This is a genomic window from Paraburkholderia sp. RL17-381-BIF-C, from assembly GCF_046026435.1.
Taxonomy (GTDB): Bacteria; Pseudomonadota; Gammaproteobacteria; order Burkholderiales; family Burkholderiaceae; genus Paraburkholderia.
Genome location: NZ_JARESX010000109.1, coordinates 1 through 18684 on the forward strand (window position 1 = coordinate 1; position 18684 = coordinate 18684).

General features: G+C 56.4%; 13 protein-coding genes, 1 pseudogene and 1 riboswitch. Of the genes and pseudogenes, 11 read left to right on the top strand and 3 right to left on the bottom strand.

All coding sequences use genetic code 11. The annotated features are described in order from the left end of the window. Together P0D70_RS33985 and P0D70_RS33990 are read left to right on the top strand one after the other, a co-directional pair. A partial coding sequence (locus P0D70_RS33985) for a tyrosine-type recombinase/integrase (RefSeq protein WP_408187745.1) occupies positions 1-866 on the top strand: 866 nt, incomplete at its 5' end. Between the two features lie 57 nt (positions 867-923). Beyond that, entirely contained in the window at positions 924-1514 is a 591-nt protein-coding gene (locus P0D70_RS33990) for a transposase (protein ID WP_408187746.1), read from the top strand. Between the two features lie 345 nt (positions 1515-1859). Here P0D70_RS33990 and P0D70_RS33995 read toward each other — a convergent pair whose 3' ends face one another. Both P0D70_RS33995 and P0D70_RS34000 read right to left on the bottom strand, forming a co-directional pair. Beyond that, entirely contained in the window at positions 1860-3197 is a 1338-nt protein-coding gene (locus P0D70_RS33995) for an McrC family protein (RefSeq protein ID WP_408187747.1), read from the bottom strand. Between the two features lie 14 nt (positions 3198-3211). After that, complete coding sequence (locus P0D70_RS34000; RefSeq protein ID WP_408187748.1) at positions 3212-5227, bottom strand: McrB family protein; 2016 nt, start codon at positions 5225-5227, stop codon at positions 3212-3214. Positions 5228-5826: 599 nt separating this feature from the next. Beyond that, positions 5827-5932: riboswitch (SAM-I-IV-variant riboswitch) on the top strand. A 28-nt stretch (positions 5933-5960) separates the two neighbouring features. Between P0D70_RS34000 and P0D70_RS34005 the strand changes: the two genes are divergently transcribed. The 9 genes and pseudogenes from P0D70_RS34005 (at position 5961) to P0D70_RS34045 (ending at position 17452) form a co-directional block, all read left to right on the top strand. Beyond that, positions 5961-6389 carry a DUF3293 domain-containing protein gene (locus P0D70_RS34005; RefSeq protein WP_408187749.1) on the top strand — a complete coding sequence of 143 codons (429 nt, stop codon included), beginning with the start codon at positions 5961-5963 and terminating at the stop codon, positions 6387-6389. 116 nt (positions 6390-6505) lie between these two features. Beyond that, positions 6506-7654 carry a methionine adenosyltransferase gene (gene metK / locus P0D70_RS34010; protein WP_408187750.1) on the top strand — a complete coding sequence of 383 codons (1149 nt, stop codon included), beginning with the start codon at positions 6506-6508 and terminating at the stop codon, positions 7652-7654. 102 nt (positions 7655-7756) lie between these two features. Then, the gene (locus P0D70_RS34015; protein WP_408187751.1) at positions 7757-8761 is read left to right on the top strand and encodes an ADP-ribosylglycohydrolase family protein; all 1005 of its coding nucleotides are present in this window, start codon (positions 7757-7759) and stop codon (positions 8759-8761) included. Positions 8762-8780: 19 nt separating this feature from the next. Next, complete coding sequence (locus P0D70_RS34020; RefSeq protein ID WP_408187752.1) at positions 8781-9434, top strand: hypothetical protein; 654 nt, start codon at positions 8781-8783, stop codon at positions 9432-9434. A gap of 33 nt (positions 9435-9467) precedes the next feature. Then, a pseudogene (locus tag P0D70_RS34025) lies at positions 9468-9713 on the top strand (IS5/IS1182 family transposase); the annotation flags it as partial. 373 nt (positions 9714-10086) lie between these two features. Beyond that, positions 10087-10287 carry a methylation-associated defense system helix-turn-helix domain-containing protein MAD1 gene (gene mads1, locus P0D70_RS34030; protein WP_408187753.1) on the top strand — a complete coding sequence of 67 codons (201 nt, stop codon included), beginning with the start codon at positions 10087-10089 and terminating at the stop codon, positions 10285-10287. Positions 10288-10415: 128 nt separating this feature from the next. After that, positions 10416-13028, top strand: coding sequence for a type I restriction-modification system subunit M (locus P0D70_RS34035; protein ID WP_408187754.1), 2613 nt, complete (start codon positions 10416-10418; stop codon positions 13026-13028). Beyond that, positions 13009-14238 carry a restriction endonuclease subunit S gene (locus P0D70_RS34040; RefSeq protein ID WP_408187755.1) on the top strand — a complete coding sequence of 410 codons (1230 nt, stop codon included), beginning with the start codon at positions 13009-13011 and terminating at the stop codon, positions 14236-14238. The genes P0D70_RS34035 and P0D70_RS34040 overlap by 20 nt, the downstream gene beginning before the upstream one ends. 46 nt (positions 14239-14284) lie before the next feature. Further along, positions 14285-17452, top strand: a complete 3168-nt coding sequence (locus P0D70_RS34045; protein ID WP_408187756.1) for a type I restriction endonuclease subunit R — start codon at positions 14285-14287, stop codon at positions 17450-17452. Here the strand turns inward: P0D70_RS34045 and P0D70_RS34050 are convergent. Then, the gene (locus P0D70_RS34050; RefSeq protein WP_408187757.1) at positions 17445-18590 is read right to left on the bottom strand and encodes a site-specific integrase; all 1146 of its coding nucleotides are present in this window, start codon (positions 18588-18590) and stop codon (positions 17445-17447) included. The two genes, P0D70_RS34045 and P0D70_RS34050, sit on opposite strands and share 8 nt — an antisense overlap. Positions 18591-18684: the final 94 nt, after the last annotated feature.

The window sequence follows — 18684 nt, forward strand, 5'->3', positions numbered from 1 at the left end:
CCGCGTCGGCGACCCGCAACCCGCACCCGCCCCGCGCGTATGCGCGCGCGGCCGGCGACTTTCTTGCTTGGTGTGCCGGTGCCGGCGTGCCGTCGATCACCGCCGTGCAGCCGCTGCACGTCGCCGCGTGGATCGAGCTGCAGACGCAGACCCATTCCGCGCCGACCGTCAAGCAGCGGCTCGCCGCGATCCGCCGCCTGTTCGACTGGCTCGTGACCGGCCAGATCGTCCCGCACAACCCGGCCGCGTCGGTGCGCGGTCCGTCCCACACCACGAAAAAGGGGAAAACGCCGGTGCTCGATGCGACCGAGGCGCGGCAGCTGCTCGACCGCATCGATGTGACGACCCCGATCGGGCTGCGCGACCGCGCGCTGATTGCGCTGATGGTGTTTTCGTTCGCGCGCGTCGGCGCCGCGCTCGCCATGCGGGTCGAGGACGTCTATGTGCAGCACCGGCGCCTGTGGGTGCGCCTGCGCGAAAAAGGCGGCAAGCGGCACGAGATGCCCTGTCACCACACGCTTGAGGCGTATCTGCACGCGTATCTGGACGGCACCGGCATCGGCGCCGATCCGAAGGGACCTCTGTTCCGCACGGTGCGGCGTGGTACCGGTCAGCTCAGCGCCACGCCGCTGCCGCAGGCGAACGCCTACGCGATGGTGCGACGCCGCGCACTGGCGGCGGGCATCGGCACCCAGATTGGCAACCACACGTTCCGCGCAACCGGCATCACTGCCTATCTGAAAAATGGCGGCACGCTCGAGAATGCGGCGGCGATGGCGAACCATGCGTCGACGCGCACGACGCAGCTGTATGACCGGCGCCGGGACGACATTAGCCTGGACGAGGTGGAGCGGATCCACATATAGCGAATGATTGCGCTCCCCTACCCGGTTGACGGCGTGCCCTAGTCACGACGATTTTGCGTGACGTGGGCCCGACAGACGAATGACCACTACAACGAGCATCACCATGGCGAATCCAACGATGAACAGGGCGCCTCCCGTTGCGTGGGCGTCAAGTTGCGCCACCAGGTTACTGCACGCGTTGATGATGCCAGTCACTTCTTTTTTCATATCAGCTGCGACCGCAACTGCAACGTGATCGCGCCGTTTGTTTCAGCCCTCAGCAATCGAAACGTATCACCGCTGCTGCGCGAGGCCTTGCCGCAGCTCACGCGGATTGCCAAGGCGATTGGCCTCGATCTTCATGACACCATCATCAGTCTGGATGGCGTCTACGATTGCCGGGCCAACCGCAAGGCCATCCTCAATCGCGGCATGACGCCCAACATCAACGCCAACCCGCGTGGCCGCAAAACCCCGAAGCGCGGTCGCAAGCCGTTGTTCGACCCCACCATTTTCGACGAGCGCTTCAGCACCATCGAGCGGGTGTTCGGCTGGGAAGACAAGTTCCGCCGCCTGCTGCTGCGCTTCGAGCGCCTCAGCCATCTGCACTACGCCTTCAAGACGCTGGCCTTTACGATGATCAGTCTGCGGCGCTACTGCCGCAGCTGATTGCCTCGTCGATGTTCGTGTTTCACGTCCGGCGCCGCGCGCCGCGATCTCGCTCGTCCACACCATGCCGAAACACACCGGCGATGACGCAAATCATCTCATCGCTCGTGTCGTCGTTCCCCATCCGCCGGGCTTTGCAACTCCCTTCAATCGCGTTCCTACGTTCCCGACCACAAAACCCGCAACCAGTAGGTGGACAATGCATGCACATCGCGCAAACGCAAAACGGTTCGAAACAGACCGCGCGTGCTGACAAAAGAACTCAGGCGTCCCGTTTGCACTCTAGGTCGATCGTCGGCTTAGGTGACTCCTTCCGCCTGCTCCAGGCTGCCAATGAGGGTCTCGCTATAATTGTGTTGCTTCGACAATACCGTCAAGGGGTAACCACGTCGCGATCTTTTGTCGTACCTGATCGACGATGCTTCGCATCCATCCGCCGTAAGTGCTAGGACCGGCGAGGTGAACCCAGTCGATAAGCAGAGATCGCTGCGGCGACATTTCGCTAAGAGAGAGAAAATCCAGAGTCGGATTGTCGGTGCTGGGCGAGAGCGCCGCATGGCCGGGGAACCACAAAGCTACCTTCCGACAGTCATAAGCGTGGGCATATGCGTGCAGCTGGTACACGTCCGCTTGTTGAATTGCCCACTTGCCGTCCTGAGCATCTGGCGATATGCGTTTCCACTTCGTATCAATGATTGCGATGACTCGGTCGTTCTGTAAGATACAGAAGTCAGGCTTCATTTGAAACTTACGCTGTCCGTCGTTTGCTTGCGTGAGGAAGCGGCGTGGCCCTTCCTCACGCAGCTGAAGTTCAGGCGGTAGCGATCGCCTGAGGACACGCCCGATAAAAGACTGAAACAGCAGGTTCATCTCGAACACGAGAGCCGTGCTTTGTCTGTCTCCGCTGCGAAGCCCGGGATTTTGCGATGCGAGGAACCATTCACACATTTGAAGCACCGACTTGAATCGCGAGACGAGCCGGTTCTGGGGTAAGCGACGTACATCGTCCGCAGTTGCTACGACATCGGATACATCGGCTAGCCACGCAAGCAATAGTTCTACGCTACGTTCTGTAGTTCGCGAGCCGATCGTCAAGGGGCGTATTTTCTTCAGAGTCGCCTTAATGATCTGGTTATGCCGATTGTTCACGGATAGCTCGTCGAACTCGCAGAACATACGATCCTTCCGACCCGGAAACCGCGTAGCTTCGACGTCTGGCCGCCAGCGGCCGCGAATTGACGTAAGCAGGTCGTCTTGGAAAACGTAACTTCGAGGCATGCCTGCGTGATATTGACGAAAAAGTTCGTCACAGAACCATCGAATCAAGGTGAGCAGGATCGTGCCATGTTCGGTTTGCAGGTCTCCACAACCGGCCGATCCGACGGGAAAGTTATTGGAAACGCCGAGCATGCGAAGTAGGCATGCGCGGTCAAAGCTAGCGGCGTCGGCGATCTTTGGCAAGATCTCGACTGTCAGGTTGCCGGCGCAAATAACGCCGCACCAATTTTGAAATTTTACGTGCTTATGCCCGACCTCAAACACGCGGCCGCTCGCCGACGCACAGGCGCGCAGGAGGGCGTCGACTTCGGTCGGAGTGAGAGCGTGTTGGTCAGTCTCCGGACAGGCGACGACTGGAACGCGTTCGTATTCGCGCACTACCAGCGACTTTACTAGCTTAGGCATCAGGTGAACGTGCTTTAAAAGTCGTTAAGCGCTGCGGCTGGCACGCTAGCGTAGATGGCACGAAACGACGCCGCGCTGATGCTAGCAGTAACCCGGTGAAGCGGGCGGTCTTCGAAATCGTCTAGTTGACCTGCTTCGCTGAAGAAGAGCGATGCTATTTTTGGCTTGAATGCGGAAACAAGAGGCTGGACGCCATTCGGCACCGATAACACCTGTGCGATACCGGTCCAATCTTCGAAAAAGTGCTCTTGAAGAAGGGGGATGATGCCATCGGTAAATGCGCGCTGAAGGCCACCTAAGTCGCGCACGTTCGTCAGGTACCCGTGTCCAATGCATGCGTCTCGGCCGCGCAAAACTGTGAGGCGTGCATTGATTACCCTAAGCATGCATCGTAAGTCGATCGGATTGCCGTCTTCCCCGTCGATGCAGCCTTCCGGTTGATTCGTTGCACCGGGAATGGCAGATGGATCCGGAGGAAGATGGGTGAAAGTAAAGCGTCTACGCAGGGCAATGTCGACAAGCGCGATTGAGCGATCTGAGGTGTTCATGGTTCCGTACAAGTCAACGTTTTCAGGTACGCCAAACAGGTGCCCCGTGTACGGAAGCCTCACTTCAACCCCGCCGACTACGTTACCTTGTTCATCGATTCGCAGGCGTTTGTCCTGCTCAATCAGGGTGATCAATTCACCAAAGATCTTGGCGATATTGCCTCTGTTGACTTCGTCGATGACGACAGCATAGCGATGAGCGGGATCGCGCCGAGCGCGGTCGCAGAGGCGTTTGAATACGCCGTCGACGGGCATGATTTCGAACGACGTGCTGTCGTCCTCGGACTCGACCTCGACAGGACGCAGACCCTCGACAAAGTCCTCGTAGGAGTAACTCGGATGGAAGGTGACCATCTCATAGCGGTGCGTCGCTGTTACTTCCTCGGCTCCTGCGCGCAATGCAGACAGCGTTGTATTCAGTTCTGGTGCAATTTCTTGCCACTCAGGAACAAGATGCCACTGGGAGGCCTCCGTCTTATCGAAGACGAGGGGGGAGCGGCGCTTGGCCACGTCAGTGCGTACCGTTGTCGACTCGATAGCTGTGTGATTCTGCAGCGTATTCCATATCGCTTGCGTATGGTTCCGAGAGCTCGCACCTGCCAGAAGCTTCGCTTGAACGAATGGATGTTTGGAGATGTCCGGCACACGCAACGCGCTATTGGGGTGCTCGGCCAGTACAGCACCGACGACCTCGAACCATGAAAGTGGGCCGACTCGGTCCACCACGGTCTCACCACTCGCCGCACCGAAGTCGTTTGTATATTGGGGCAAGACTTGTTGCAACAGGGTGCGGGTCTTGCCTGTGCCGGGTGGCCCGTAATAAATTACGTTTCGTCCGTGAATGCCCTGCGACTCGACGACGGCGGAGTCTTCGTCAGCAAACTGCGGTGCTGCATTGTCAGGCTTTGTGTCGGGCAGCGGAACGAGTCCTTCCGCTTTCCGCGCGATTATCTTAGCAAGGCTATTGTCGAACTCCTGCTGCGTGAGCAGATAGTCACTTTCAAGTTGATGGCGCTGGATGATTGCCGTCACTTTTGGAATGAGAGTCGTCGTAAGATGATCGAGCGCTGCATCCAGGTCATGGCCCGTTTCGAGCTGGATCCGGTAGTCGCTCTTCCCATTCTCGTAGGTTGCGCCTAGGACGGCCAGGACGTCTTTGTACAGGGGCAGGTGTGCCTGACAGGAGGGCGCACCGAAAACAATCTGATAGTTAACGCTGACAATTTTCTCATTCTTAAAGCCAACTACGAGTCCGATGGTCTTGGTCTTGTTGTTCTGCTCGTTGAACTTGAATGGAGCGCAGAAAAGATACTCTGACGTGCCTTGGAACCAATACCCGGCCTTGAAGCGGTCGCTGTTGTTCTTACGGACGCAAAAGAATACTGGCTTTGTGCCGGTCGATGACTCGAGGAGCTTGTCGAGCACGTATTGATGGCATCCCGGCACGCCTTCCGGAACTTGGGCGTTGAGCAGACGAGTCATAGTTATCTGAGTAAGGTGATCCCCGTGTCGCTGCGTTCACGGCTTTCCCGCAAAATTTGGCGTACACCGCGCTACGTCATTTCCCAGCACGAAGCAGGAGAATAATCTGAATGGAGGGGCAAACATGACGGTCGAGTTATGGATGTTGATTATCCACCCTCAGCACGCAGCCACTTAAATTATGAGCTGCGTATATTACTAGGGATTGATTTCCGGCGGCGTCGGCAGTGATGCAGTGTGCTGAACCTTCTGAGCCGAAGCGAATATCCTCGCCGTTGCGCCTGGCGAGCGCACCGAGTGAGAGCGTGCAAAAGTTGGGGAGGTCGGTTACATCAGGCCGCCGTGGCTTGCGGCAGGGTTGTATGGTCTGTTTTGGTCGGTGCCGGCCTTGCGATGCTGCTGCCCCGATGCATTTGCCGTGACGCGAGGCGGCTATTTCGAGCGCCGAGATGCGGCGGGGCAAGAATTCCCCATTCAAAACCGCGACCCTGACCTGCGCCATGCAGTGCGCCCCTTCGTCAGTCCAGCGCATCTGCCGCTTCTTGGCAATGCGATGGCTGACAACGGCTTGACAAATGCTCTCTGCGCGTGCTCTAATCCGCGCACATTCTGAATTGGGTCGACGCCCAAGCCAACCTGCCTTCCCGGGCAAGGTGGATCGCGAAAGCGGATGTGGCTCCTGAGCGAGCAACCAAACGGGTAACGCGTCGACCCTCTTTGAACGGAGGGTTTTTTGTTTTCTGACTCAGACATTCCTCGCGAAACGATCCAGGCCTATCTGGAAACGCACTACCGTGTTCGCGGCGACACGCCCGCTACGTTAAAGGTTGGCGAAACCAATCCGACACTGGCAGCGCTGCATGAAGCTCACGACGCCGAATGCAGTGCATTCATCACCGCCTGCAATCCCTTCAGTCAGAGTTCTAGTGACGACTTCAATGCGGCCAGACAGCAGGCGCTAGCGGACGAGCTGATGCAGCTCGGCTTCACTTTTTTCGACGGCATCGGTCAACACCCCTCAAACAATTGGCCTGGCGAGACAAGCCTCCTTGTACTGGGACTCTCACTTGAAGTCGCAAAGGTGCTCGGTATGCGATACGGTCAGAACGCAATTGTCTGGTCCGGCGCTGACGCTACGCCGCAGCTTGTCCTGTTGCGATGAGTCGTCGTTGATTTGATTCGGCTGGTTCGCCGCCCTATATGGGAAAGAACCGGGGGGATTTGATCCAGATTGCCGCCCCCGACGCTTTGTCGAACGCGGCTAAACAGGAGATGACAATGTCAATTCAAAATGGGCTTTTTTCCTCAGAATCCGTTTCCGAGGGCCATCCCGACAAGCTTGCCGATGCGATTTCCGATCGCATCCTCGATGCGTTCCTCGCAAGAGATCCTCACGCACGCGTTGCCTGCGAAACACTTCTCGCGGATCAGTGCGTGATCGTCGCAGGAGAATTCAAGACGAGACGCATCGAAGATTTTCATGCTGTTCGTGAATCCGCGGCGTCCCTCGTGCGCCGGGTACTTCGCGAAACCGGTTACAGCAATGCCGATACTGGCATCGCGCCTGACCAATGCGAGGTCCAGATCCGCTTCAATGGCCAATCGCAGGATATTAACCAGGGCGTCGATCGGGCAGATGGCGTTCTGGGTGCCGGTGATCAGGGGTTGATGTTCGGTTACGCCACCGATGAAACACCGGAACTCATGCCTGCCCCCATCGTCTATGCGCATCGACTGGTACGCCGGCAGGCTGAACTCAGGAAAAGTGGCGTGCTGCCGTGGCTGCAACCGGACGCGAAATCGCAGGTCACCTTCAGTTATGTCGATGGTCGAGCGACGACCGTCGAAGCCGTCGTGCTTTCGACCCAACACGACGACGGCATTGAACTCGGCGCGTTGCGGGAAGCCATACAAAGACATCTCATCGACTCGGTCATTCCTGAGCATCTCCGCTCTACGTCCTTTCGCACGCTGATTAACCCTACCGGACGTTTCGTCACAGGTGGCCCTAAGGGTGATGCCGGGCTGACGGGTCGCAAGATCATCGTCGACACTTACGGCGGCGCTGCCCCGCATGGCGGAGGCGCTTTCTCGGGCAAGGACCCATCCAAGGTGGATCGGTCGGCCGCATACATGGCCCGCTTTCTTGCCAAACAGGTCGTGGCGCGCGGCTGGGCCAGACGGGCGCTGGTGCAACTGGCTTATGCGATCGGTGTCGCTGAACCCGTGAGCTTTGTTGTCGAGACGTTCGGAACTGAAACCGGGCGCCTGCGAAATCTCGCCGCCGATCTCGCGCGCGAGTTCGATCTGCGCCCGCAAGGGATTATCGACACACTCGATCTGTTGCGCCCGATCTACTACCCGACCGCCGCTTACGGGCATTTTGGCCGCGAGGATCTCAATCTGCCTTGGGAAGGCGTGCAATGATGCAGGCGCGGACTGCCACACGCACTTAATCATCAATAACGCAGTGGATACGATCGGTACTGCCGCACGTGATCCATGGTCTTACAGTCGGGGAGAGCGAACTTGTCAATTGAGAATGACTTTGCTGCACTGGGGCAGCGCGGCGGATTCAACGCCGAACTGGGCGGTCTTGTTGGATTACTGGTCGGCGATGCCGTCGGCGTGGGCTATGAGTTTCGTCCACCAGAGCGGCTTCCTACGCGCGATCAGATAGAAATGGTCACGCCTGTCGAATTCAGGCGCTCACACGCGGGCGTGCCTGTTGGCACATGGTCAGACGACGGGGCTCAGGCGCTCTGTCTGCTCGCCAGCCTGCTTGAGTGCGGGAAGCTTTCGCTGACCGACTTTGCAGGCCGGCTTGTGCAGTGGCTGGATCATGGCTACATGGCCATTGACGGTGATGTGTTCGACGTCGGCATTCAGACGGGCGAAGCGTTACGCAACCTGGGCGACGGAGTGTCGCCGCGCGAATCGGGCGGAGCGTCCGAAATGGACAACGGCAATGGCTCGCTGATGCGGGTTTTGCCTTTGGCTGTGTGGCATACCGGAACCGATGAGGCGCTGGTCAAGGATGCGCATCTGCAATCGCTACCGACCCATGCTCATCCCCGTTCGCTGGTCGCTTGTGCGTTCTACTGCCTTCTGGCGAGAGGCTATCTGCGAAAGATTGACGGCCCGTGGTCGTGGGCCTATCAACGTCTGGAAGCAGTCTATGACGCCTGGCCGCGACAACAGGAGAAGACGTTTTTTCTGTCCGAACTGAACACGCTGCGAAGCTTTCCGCAGACCGATCGGCCGCGTGGGACTGGTTACGTCATCGACACCCTTTGGTCTGCAAGAAAGGCATTGGAAGAAGAGTCATTCGAGGACGTTATCCGGACCGCAATCCTGTTTGGCCACGACACGGACACCACTGCCGCTGTGGCAGGTGGCCTCGCTGGCATCCGGTTTGGTCTCGCGGGAATTCCGAACCGTTGGTTGGCTCGGTTACGCGGGTTTGCGCTCGTAGCGCCGTTGATTTCGCCGCTTCTTGCACGGACAACGGAAGTGAATTGCAACCGCGAGTGAAGCTTGCTGGAGATGACATATGACCAAGTCACTGGAGCAGATCAGGCAGGAGCTGGAGCAAACGCCCCAGCCGCCACTTGACGAAGAATCTATCGAGCGTGTCTACGAAGAGACACGTAGTTGCAACATCGGTTTCATCACGGCCTACCGATCCGACTATAGCGCCGAGGAAAATCTGAGTAGAAACCGGGAACTTCAATCCGACATCCGATCGAGCGGGTTCGGTTTCCGTCATATCGACGGACACGTCATCGAAAACCATGGCGCCCGCGACGCAAGGAAAGTCGTCGAACGAGCGTATATGGTTATCGGTAGACAAGGCGACGATAGCGGCAACCTGCTGGACTTCTTAAAGAATTGCGGCGCGAAGTACGATCAAGTTTGCGTCATATACAAGCTCCATGACGAAGCAAGCGTCGACCTGGTCGGTGCGGCGCACAGTGCAGACGTGAAGCCCGCATTTGGAGAGAAAGTGTCTCTGGGCAGGTTCCACCCTGATCGCGCTGGCGAATATCATGCAGCGCTGCGTCGCAAGAACGCGCCAGTGTTTGAGTCTGGCGGACTGGTCGAAATGATCGGACAAGGGTTCTTCGGTGCCTACGGGCAGTACCTGCGCGCGCAAGCCATCTATAAGGCCCAATTTCCGGACTGCGGCGGTGACGATGCGCACTAGTTAGCGAGAGCGCGCCAATAGCGCCATTTTAAAAAACATGAGGCTGTTCTGGACGAGATGCAGGCGCGACTTGATCATGCCGCTGAGATGATGCGAGTCCGACGGCACACTGTCGAGCATCCATTTGATACGATCAAGGCGTGGATGGGGGCAACCCATTTCCTGACAACGCCTATCGAGCATGTGAGCAAGGAGATGAGCTTGCACGTGCTCGCGTATAACATGAAGCGAGCGATCAAGCTGCGCGGTTCAGAAAACGGTCGTTTTATGAACAGATAAAAATTTACGGCTCGGAGGGTGCAGATTGCTGGACTTTGTGTGAATTTCCCCGTCAATCTTTCAACGTGTCGCAAGCGTTTATCAATCAACGTTGCGACTATGCGATCGCCAACCGACGTTAAGTACTAGGGGCCCAGAACCGGCAAAGCGCCAGGTACTATTTTGACCCGCGCGCTCGCCGGGTAGCGCTGCTACCGGACCGATCCCCGTGTGCACCACACGCTGGTGGACGCGCGTGCCTATCGTTCCGTATGGCTTGCATGGATGGTCTCGGGGCGCGGGGCCGACGGCGTTTCGCGGCGAGTTGACCCTAGTCGCCAACTTGAAAATTTTGCACTATCCTGTCGTTTTTTGCCACGGACTGACCGTACCCATGCTCACGAACGACAGCGAAGGCGGAATCCTCACCCTCAAGCAGGTTGCCGAGTACCTGAAAGTCACGGAGCGGACGATCTATCGCCTGGCAGCGGCCAAGGAAATCCCCGCTTTCAAGGTTGGCGGGACATGGCGCTTTCGCACGACAGACATCGACGACTGGATTGCTGCCCAGTCGCAGAAGCCGGAGGCGAAATGAATGCCGTCCTGACAACTACTCTTGGTTGCAAAGCAAGCCCTTGATATTCCGGCATGACCCAGCGTCGGGGACTCAGGTCTCTCGGCAGCGGCCGAAAACACCAACAATTTCTCTGAATCACGGTTGAAATGAATAAACAGCAACTGGCAACCAAAATCTGGGAATCGGCAAACCAGATGCGCTCCAAGATCGAGGCCAATGAGTACAAGGACTACATCCTTGGCTTCATCTTCTACAAATACCTCTCGGACAAGCTGGAGCGCTTTGCCACCAGCCAGGATTTCACTGAAGACGACCTTCAGGCACTTTCAGAAGACGACCCCGATACCGTCGCGTATTTCCAGAGTAATCTGGGCTACTTCATCAGCTATGACCATCTGTTCGAGACCTGGCTCAACCAAGGTTCGGATTTTCAGGTCTCCGATGTGCGGGACGCGCTCTCTGCGTTTAGCCGCCTGATTCACCCCGATCACAAACTGTTATTTGACGGCATTTTCAAAACGCTTGAAACCGGCTTGAGCAAGCTCGGCGATACGGCGGCCAAACAAACCAAGGCCGTCAGCGACCTGATTCAGCTGATCAAAGACATTCCCATGGATGGACGCGTGGGCTACGACGTGCTGGGCTTCATCTACGAATACCTGATCAGCATGTTCGCAGCCAACGCGGGCAAGAAAGCGGGTGAGTTCTACACGCCGCACGAGGTCTCGGTGCTGATCTCCGAAATCATTGCCGACCATGTGAAGGGCAGAAACAAGATCGACATTTACGACCCCACCAGCGGCTCCGGCTCGTTGCTGCTCAACATTGGCCAGTCCATTGCCAAACAGATGGGCAACGCAGGCACCATCAAATACTTTGCGCAAGAGCTCAAAGAAAATACTTACAACCTCACCCGCATGAATCTCATCATGCGCGACATCCTTCCGGCTAACATTGTCACCCGCAACGGCGACACGCTGGAAGATGACTGGCCGTTCTTTGAAGACAACGACCCCGCAGGCACCTACCAGGCGCTATACCTCGACGCCGTGGTCTCCAACCCGCCGTACTCGCAAAAGTGGGACCCCGCGCACAAGGACAGCGATCCGCGATACGCCCGCTTTGGTCTGGCTCCCAAGTCCAAGGCCGACTACGCCTTCTTGCTGCACGACCTCTACCACCTCAAGCCCGACGGCATCATGGCCATTGTGCTGCCGCATGGCGTGCTGTTTCGTGGCGGCGAAGAGGGGCAGATTCGCAAGCAACTGATCGAGAACGATCACATCGATGCCATCATTGGCCTGCCCGCAAATATCTTCTTTGGCACCGGCATTCCCACAATCATTCTGGTGCTCAAGCAAAAGCGAGCGGGCAGCGATGTGCTGATCGTGGACGCATCCAGAGGCTTTGCCAAAGAAGGCAAGAACAACAAGCTGCGGGCCTGCGACATCAAGAAAATCAGCGACGTGGTGATTGCCCGCGAAAGCGTGCTGCGCTATAGCCGAGTGGTCAGCAAGGACGAAATCCGCAGCAACGGCTACAACCTCAACATCCCGCGCTATGTCGATTCGTCGGAGCCAGCCGAAAGCTGGGACTTGTATGCCTCCATGTTTGGCGGCATTCCAAAAATCGAGCTGGAAGGCTTGAACGCCTATTGGCGTGCATTTGACCAGCTGCGCGATACCCTGTTCACCGACGACGGCACGCCCTATGTAGTACCCAGGGTGCAAGACTTTGCGCAGGCCATTGCTGGTCATGTCCAGGTGCAGGCATTCAAACAGCAATTTGCCGCCGCGTTTGCAGACTTTCCTGCCTACCTGAAGACCAGCCTGATCGGCCACATGCGCACCCTGCATGTGCCCCGGCAAGAAGCGGTGCTAGGCGCAGAAATCTTCAAGCGATTGGCACCGTTCCCGTTGATCGACAAATACCAAGCCTATCAACTGCTGGATGACGAATGGCAGCAGATTGCGGTGGATCTGGAAATCCTGCAGACCGAAGGACAAGGGGTTGACGCCGCCCGCAAGGTCGAGCCCAACATGGTCATCAAGAAAAAAGACGGCAAAGACACCGAGGTGCAAGACGGCTGGCGAGGCCGCGTTTTGCCGTTTGCGCTGGTGCAGGCCGTTCACCATGCGTCCGAGCTGGCTGCCTTGCAAGATCAGGAGAAACAATTGAGCGAAGCCAGCGCTGCCATTGCCGAAATTCTGGAGGGGCTGACCGAAGAGGAGAAAAACGGCAGCGACGCCGTGCATGAATCGGGCGACAAATTCGTCAACGTCGCTTTGGCCAAGGAGGCCAAGCAATACCAAGCGGAAGCTAAGCAAGCCGGTCCGTTTGCAGACGATGCGCTCGAGGCCAAAATTATTCAGGCTGCCGAATGGGTGACTAAGGAAAGCGCGCTCAAAACTGCCATTAAAAAAGCAACCGAAATCCTGCACCTGCAAACCAAGGCCACCATTGAAGGCCTGAGCGACGCGCAGGTGCATCGACTGCTGGAGCGCAAGTGGATTGCGCCGCTACAACAGGCGCTGCATCGTTTGCCAGTGCAGAATTTGGGCATGCTGACCAGTGCTCTGCAGGCTTTGGCACAGAAGTACCGGATTACCTACGCGAACAACGCCCGTGAGATTCAGCAGACCGAAGCTGCGCTGGCGGGCATGCTGGGCGAGCTGGAAGGGGATGAGTTTGATATGAAGGGGGTTGCGGAGTTGAAGGCTCTGTTTTCGGGGGAGCGTAATGAAGAAACAGTCAGGTAAATTTACTCCGCAAGTTCGCTTTCGGGGCTTTTCAAACGAATGGAGCGCCGATATTCTTGGGAATAGAGTTGAGTTTTTTAGTGGACTTACTTACTCTCCGGGTAATGTCCAAAAGGGACGTGGTACCTTAGTTCTTAGATCTTCCAATGTGAAAGATGGAGAAATCGTCGATGCTGATAATGTCTATGTGTCTCCCGATGTAGTCAACTGTAAAAATGTCGAAATTGGCGATGTTATTGTTGTTGTGCGGAACGGCTCGCGCTCTCTGATTGGGAAGCATGCCCAGATAAAGAAGGAAATGGGAAACACGGTCATAGGTGCGTTCATGACCGGAATCGCATCTTCATCTCCTGCTTTTATCAATGCACTGCTGGACACCGCAAAATTTGATAAAGAAGTTGCTAAGAGCTTAGGTGCAACAATTAACCAGATTACTACTGGTAATTTCCGGGAGATGGCCTTTTTTTTTCCTGAATGCGTGGAGCAGGACAAAATCGGCGCGTACTTCAATAAATTGGATCGCCAAGTCCAGTTGTATCAGCACAAGCATGACAAACTGCTGACGTTGAAGCAGGCGATGTTGCAAAAGATGTTCCCGAAAGAGGGCGCGACTGTTCCGGAAATCCGTTTCAAGGGTTTTAATGGGAGTTGGGGTGTAAATAAATTGGAGGAGATTTCCGAAATTATCGGGGGCGGAACGCCCAATACCTCCATTTGTGAGTATTGGGGTGGTGATATCGATTGGTATTCCCCAACAGAAATCGGATCTACGGTCTATGCCAGCGGCAGCGTCAGAAAAATCACACCCGCAGGCTTTGCAAGTTGCTCGGCAAAAATGCTTCCGGCCTACAAAACGGTGCTGTTCACAAGCCGTGCAGGCATCGGCGACATGGCAATTTTGACCAAGCCTGGATGTACAAACCAAGGTTTTCAGTCATTGGTTGTTCGGGATGACGTTGATCCCTACTTCATCTACTCGATGGGCTACAAACTGAAAAAATATGCATTAAGGCATGCATCTGGCTCCACGTTCTTGGAAATTTCAGGCAAACAACTTCAGAAAATGGAGGTGTTATTGCCAACATACCAAGAACAACAAAAAATCGGTACCTACTTCCGAAAGCTGGATGAGCTGATTGCGCAGCACGCTGCCCAGATTCAAAAGCTCAAGCAAATCAAATCCGGCTGCCTGGGAAAAATGTTTGTCTGAACCGGTTGGGCTCCAACCGCCACGCACTGAACCCTTTCGCACCTCCATGACTACCTTTGCCACAGAAGCCGATTTCGAACACGCCGTTATCTACGAACTGAGCCAGCGCGGCTGGGAGCCTGAGGTGCTCAAGAATCCGACCGAGAATGATCTGCTGGCCAACTGGGCGCGGATTCTGTTTGAGAACAACCGGGGCGTTGACCGTTTGAACGAGGTGCCGCTGACCGAAGGCGAGATGCAGCAGATCATGGAGCAGATCGCCGCGCTGCGTACACCGCTGAAGTTGAACGGTTTCATCAACGGCAAGACGGTGACCATCAAGCGCGACAACGAGGCGGACGCACTGCACTTTGGCAAGGAGGTGAGCCTAAAGATTTACGACCGGCACGAGATTGCCGCAGGCCAAAGCCGCTACCAGATTGCGCAGCAGCCGCAGTTCGGACGCGGGGCCAAGCTGCTGAACGACCGGCGTGGCGATGTGCTGCTGCTAATCAACGGCATGCCGGTGATTCACTTGGAGTTGAAAAAAAACGGCGTGCCGGTGAGTCAAGGCTACAACCAAATCCAAAAATATGCCCGCGAGGGGATTTATACCGGGCTGTTTGCGCTGGTGCAGATTTTTGTGGCCATGGAGCCGCAAGAGGCGCTGTACTTTGCCAACCCCGGGCCAGATGGAAAGTTTGACAAGGACTACGCGTTTCACTGGGCGGATTTCAACAACGAGCCCATCAATGACTGGAAGGCGTTCACCTCGGCGCTGCTATCCATCCCTATGGCACACCAGTTGATTGGTTTTTACACGGTAGCCGATGAATCGGACGGAGTGCTGAAGGTGATGCGCAGTTACCAGTACTATGCGGCGCATGCGATTTCGGACAAGGTGGCGAAGACGGATTGGAAAAACCCCAACCGTTTGGGCGGCTTTGTGTGGCACACGACGGGGGCTGGCAAGACAATGACCAGCTTCAAGACAGCGCAGCTGATCGCCAACTCCAAGGATGCGGACAAGGTGATTTTTCTGCTGGACCGCATCGAGCTGGGCACGCAAACGCTGCTGGCTTACCGCGATTTTGCGGGCGATGCCAATGCGGTGCAGGCCACGGAAGACACGGCGGTGCTGATTGACAAGCTAAAAAGCAAAGACCCAGCCAACACGCTGATCGTCACGTCCATTCAGAAAATGAGCCGCCTCAAGGACGACGAGGTAGGTATGAATGCGCATGATCTGGCGCAGATGCGGGCCAAGCGCCTGGTGTTCATCATCGATGAATGCCACCGCAACACCTTTGGCGACATGCTCATCGACATCAAGCACAGCTTCAGTGGCGCGGTGTTTTTCGGCTTCAGCGGCACCCCCATTCACAAGGAGAACATTCGCAGGGACAACACCACTGCCGATGTGTTTGGCAACGAATTACACCGCTACAGCATTGCCGACGGCATTCGCGACAGGAACGTGCTGGGCTTTGACCCGTATCAAGTCAAGACCTACAAGGACCAGGATTTACGCAAGGCCGTTGCTCTGCACAAGGCCAAGGCCGCGACGCCTGAGGAAGCGTTTGCCAACGCCCGGAAAAAGAGGGTGTTTAACCGCTACATGCACGACGTGCCCATGGCGGGCTATATGAGCAACACGGGCAAACACCGCAAGGGGATTGAAGACCATTTGCCCAGCAACCAATACAGTCGCGAAGAGCACCACAGCGCGGTCGTTGTGGACATTGCCAGCAACTGGGTGATCTTGAGCCAAGGTGGCAAGTTTCATGCGATTTTCGCCACGCACAACATTCGCGAGGCCATCACCTATTACCGGCTGATGAAGCAGCAGTGTCCACAGATCAAAATCACGGCGCTGTTTGACCCGAACGTCGACAACGACGACGACCCAGCGGGGAACATGGAGTTCAAGACCGAGGGGCTGGTGGAAATTCTGGAAGACTACAACCAGCGTTATGGGCACAGCTTTGACCTAGGCAGCCACGCGCAGTTCAAGAAAGACATTGCGGCCCGATTGGCGCATAAAAAGCCGTATGCGCGCTTGGAACAAACGCCCGAGAAGCAGCTGGATGTGCTGATTGTGGTCGACCAGATGCTCACGGGTTACGACTCCAAGTGGGTGAACACGCTGTACATGGACAAGGTGCTGCGCTACGAGAACATCATCCAGGCGTTTTCGCGCACCAACCGCCTGTTTGGACCGGACAAGCCGTTTGGCACTGTCCGCTATTACCGCTTGCCCCACACCATGAAGCGCAATGTGGATGATGCGGTAAAGCTGTATTCGGGCGACAAGCCTACGGGACTGTTTGCCTACCACCTAGCCAAGCATGTGGAACGATTGAATGCTAGTTTTGTCGAGATTGGCGCCATTTTCGCGGGCGCGGGCACTGCCGATTTCAAGCAACTGCCCAGTGAAGTGAGCGAGCGGGCTGCGTTTGCCAAGCAGTTTCAGCTACTCAATGGCACTCTGACAGCGGCCAGAATTCAGGGCTTTACCTGGGCGCAAACGGTGTATCACGCAGAGGGCGATGAGGACTCAGCAGTCACGCTGTCGCTCACCGAGCACCAATACCTCACTCTGGTACAGCGCTACAAGGAGCTGAACCAGGGTGGCAGCGCTGGGGGTGGGGGCGATGTGCCGTTTGACATCGACAGCCATATCTCGGAGATCGACACTGGCAAGATCGACGCGGACTACATGAATTCTCGCTTTCAAAAGTACCTCAAGGAACTGGCTGGCAGCAATGCCGATGCCGTGGCGGCAACGCTCAGCGAGTTGCAGCGTTCGTTTGCTTCCTTGTCACAAGATGAGCAAAAATACGCCGAGATTTTCTTGCGTGATGTTCAGCGCGGTGACATCACGGTTGATCCCAAGTGCAGCTTCCGAGATTACCTGATGGATTACAAGGCCCAAGCGAAAAACGCGGAAGTGAACGGTATCGTGCAATGTCTGGGCGTGGATGCGGGCAAGTTGCTTGCCTTGATGAATACCCAGACGACCGATGCGAACTTGAATGAATATGGCCGCTTCGATGCTTTGAAAGCCACGATTGATAAACAGAAGGCTAAGGCTTATTTCGAAGCGTTGGAGGGAACTCCGGTTCCTTTGTTCCGGGTGAATATTAGGGCAGAAGGCCTGCTGCGCAAGTTCATTCTTGACGGGGGGTTCTCACTGAACGCGCCGAATTATATTCCGAGTGCCGGTTTCATCTAAGCCGTTTCGCCAGATCTTCAGCGCGGGGATGGTAATAGCGCATTAACATTCGCGGGTCCTTATGGCCCGTGATCTTCGTTAGCTCATGCATTGGGAAAATTGATGCCAGGCGTGACGTGGCTTCGTGCCTAAGGTCGTGGAAGCGCAAGTCCGTCAGGAATTTTCCATCCGGCCGTTGCCCCGTCAGTCTGCGCTCCGCCAAGTAAAGCTCACGCGCACGCTCTACAGCACGCTCAAATGCCCTGGTAACAGCGTCGGCACGAATCTTGAAGACCCTGTCTTTGTGGGTGCCTACGACGTCATGTGTGGGGGAATCTTTGGGGATACCTCTCAAATCGTTGTGATCGTCCTTCAGAGCTTGAAGTACTTTGACGGCACGAGGTGACAACGGCACGTCGCGGGCGTCTCCGTTTTTCGTGGCCGGTAGGTGCGCGACTCGGCGCTTTAAGTCGACGTGCTCCCATTGCAGCGCGACTATTTCTCCCCGGCGCATAGCCGTTTCGACGGCCAGCCAGATGATTGCGGGAAGCAGCGCGGAGTTGCTGGCCTTCACAACTCGCTCGAGTTCACCATCCTGCGCGCCGCGCTCTGATTCGACATCGCCGGTATCTGGAGCATCAGCTGCAGACTCGCATAGGGCAATGCGTCGCGTCCGCGCGTTGTTTGCCTGCGGCTTGCGAACGAGCTCGACAGGATTCGACAGGCTTTCCATGCCCCATTCCTTGCGGGCAACGTTGAATACATGAGAAAGGACAGCTAAGCGGCGCAGTGCCGTGGCAGGTTTGTAGTCCTTCAGCCATTCATCTCGAAGTTTCGCGATGTCGGCGCTCCGGATTGTGGCTAACGGCCGCTTCGCCAAGTCGGCGGCCTGGCAGATTTTTAAGACAGAAGCTTCTTGTGCTGCCCCCTTCTTTGAGAGCGAGATTTCTTCCTCGTAGCGTTTTAGCGCTTCATAGAGCGTTGTTGCCTCGGCCTCATTGCGGCTGACCCATACCCCGCGCGACATTTCCGATTCGATCATGCTGGCCCAGGCTTCCGCCTCGGCCTTGGTAGTAAAGGTCTTGCTCTGCGCGGGGTAGCCGCGCCGGCGTACCTGCGCCTCCCATTGGTACTGCCCACGCTTTCGGATGGTCGGCATTTCTGAAGGCTCGCTGGAATGGAGTGTGGCGACATTGTGGCAAATAATCGAAAAATCCGCTATAACCCGTACACGTATTTGGGTGACTTTTGCA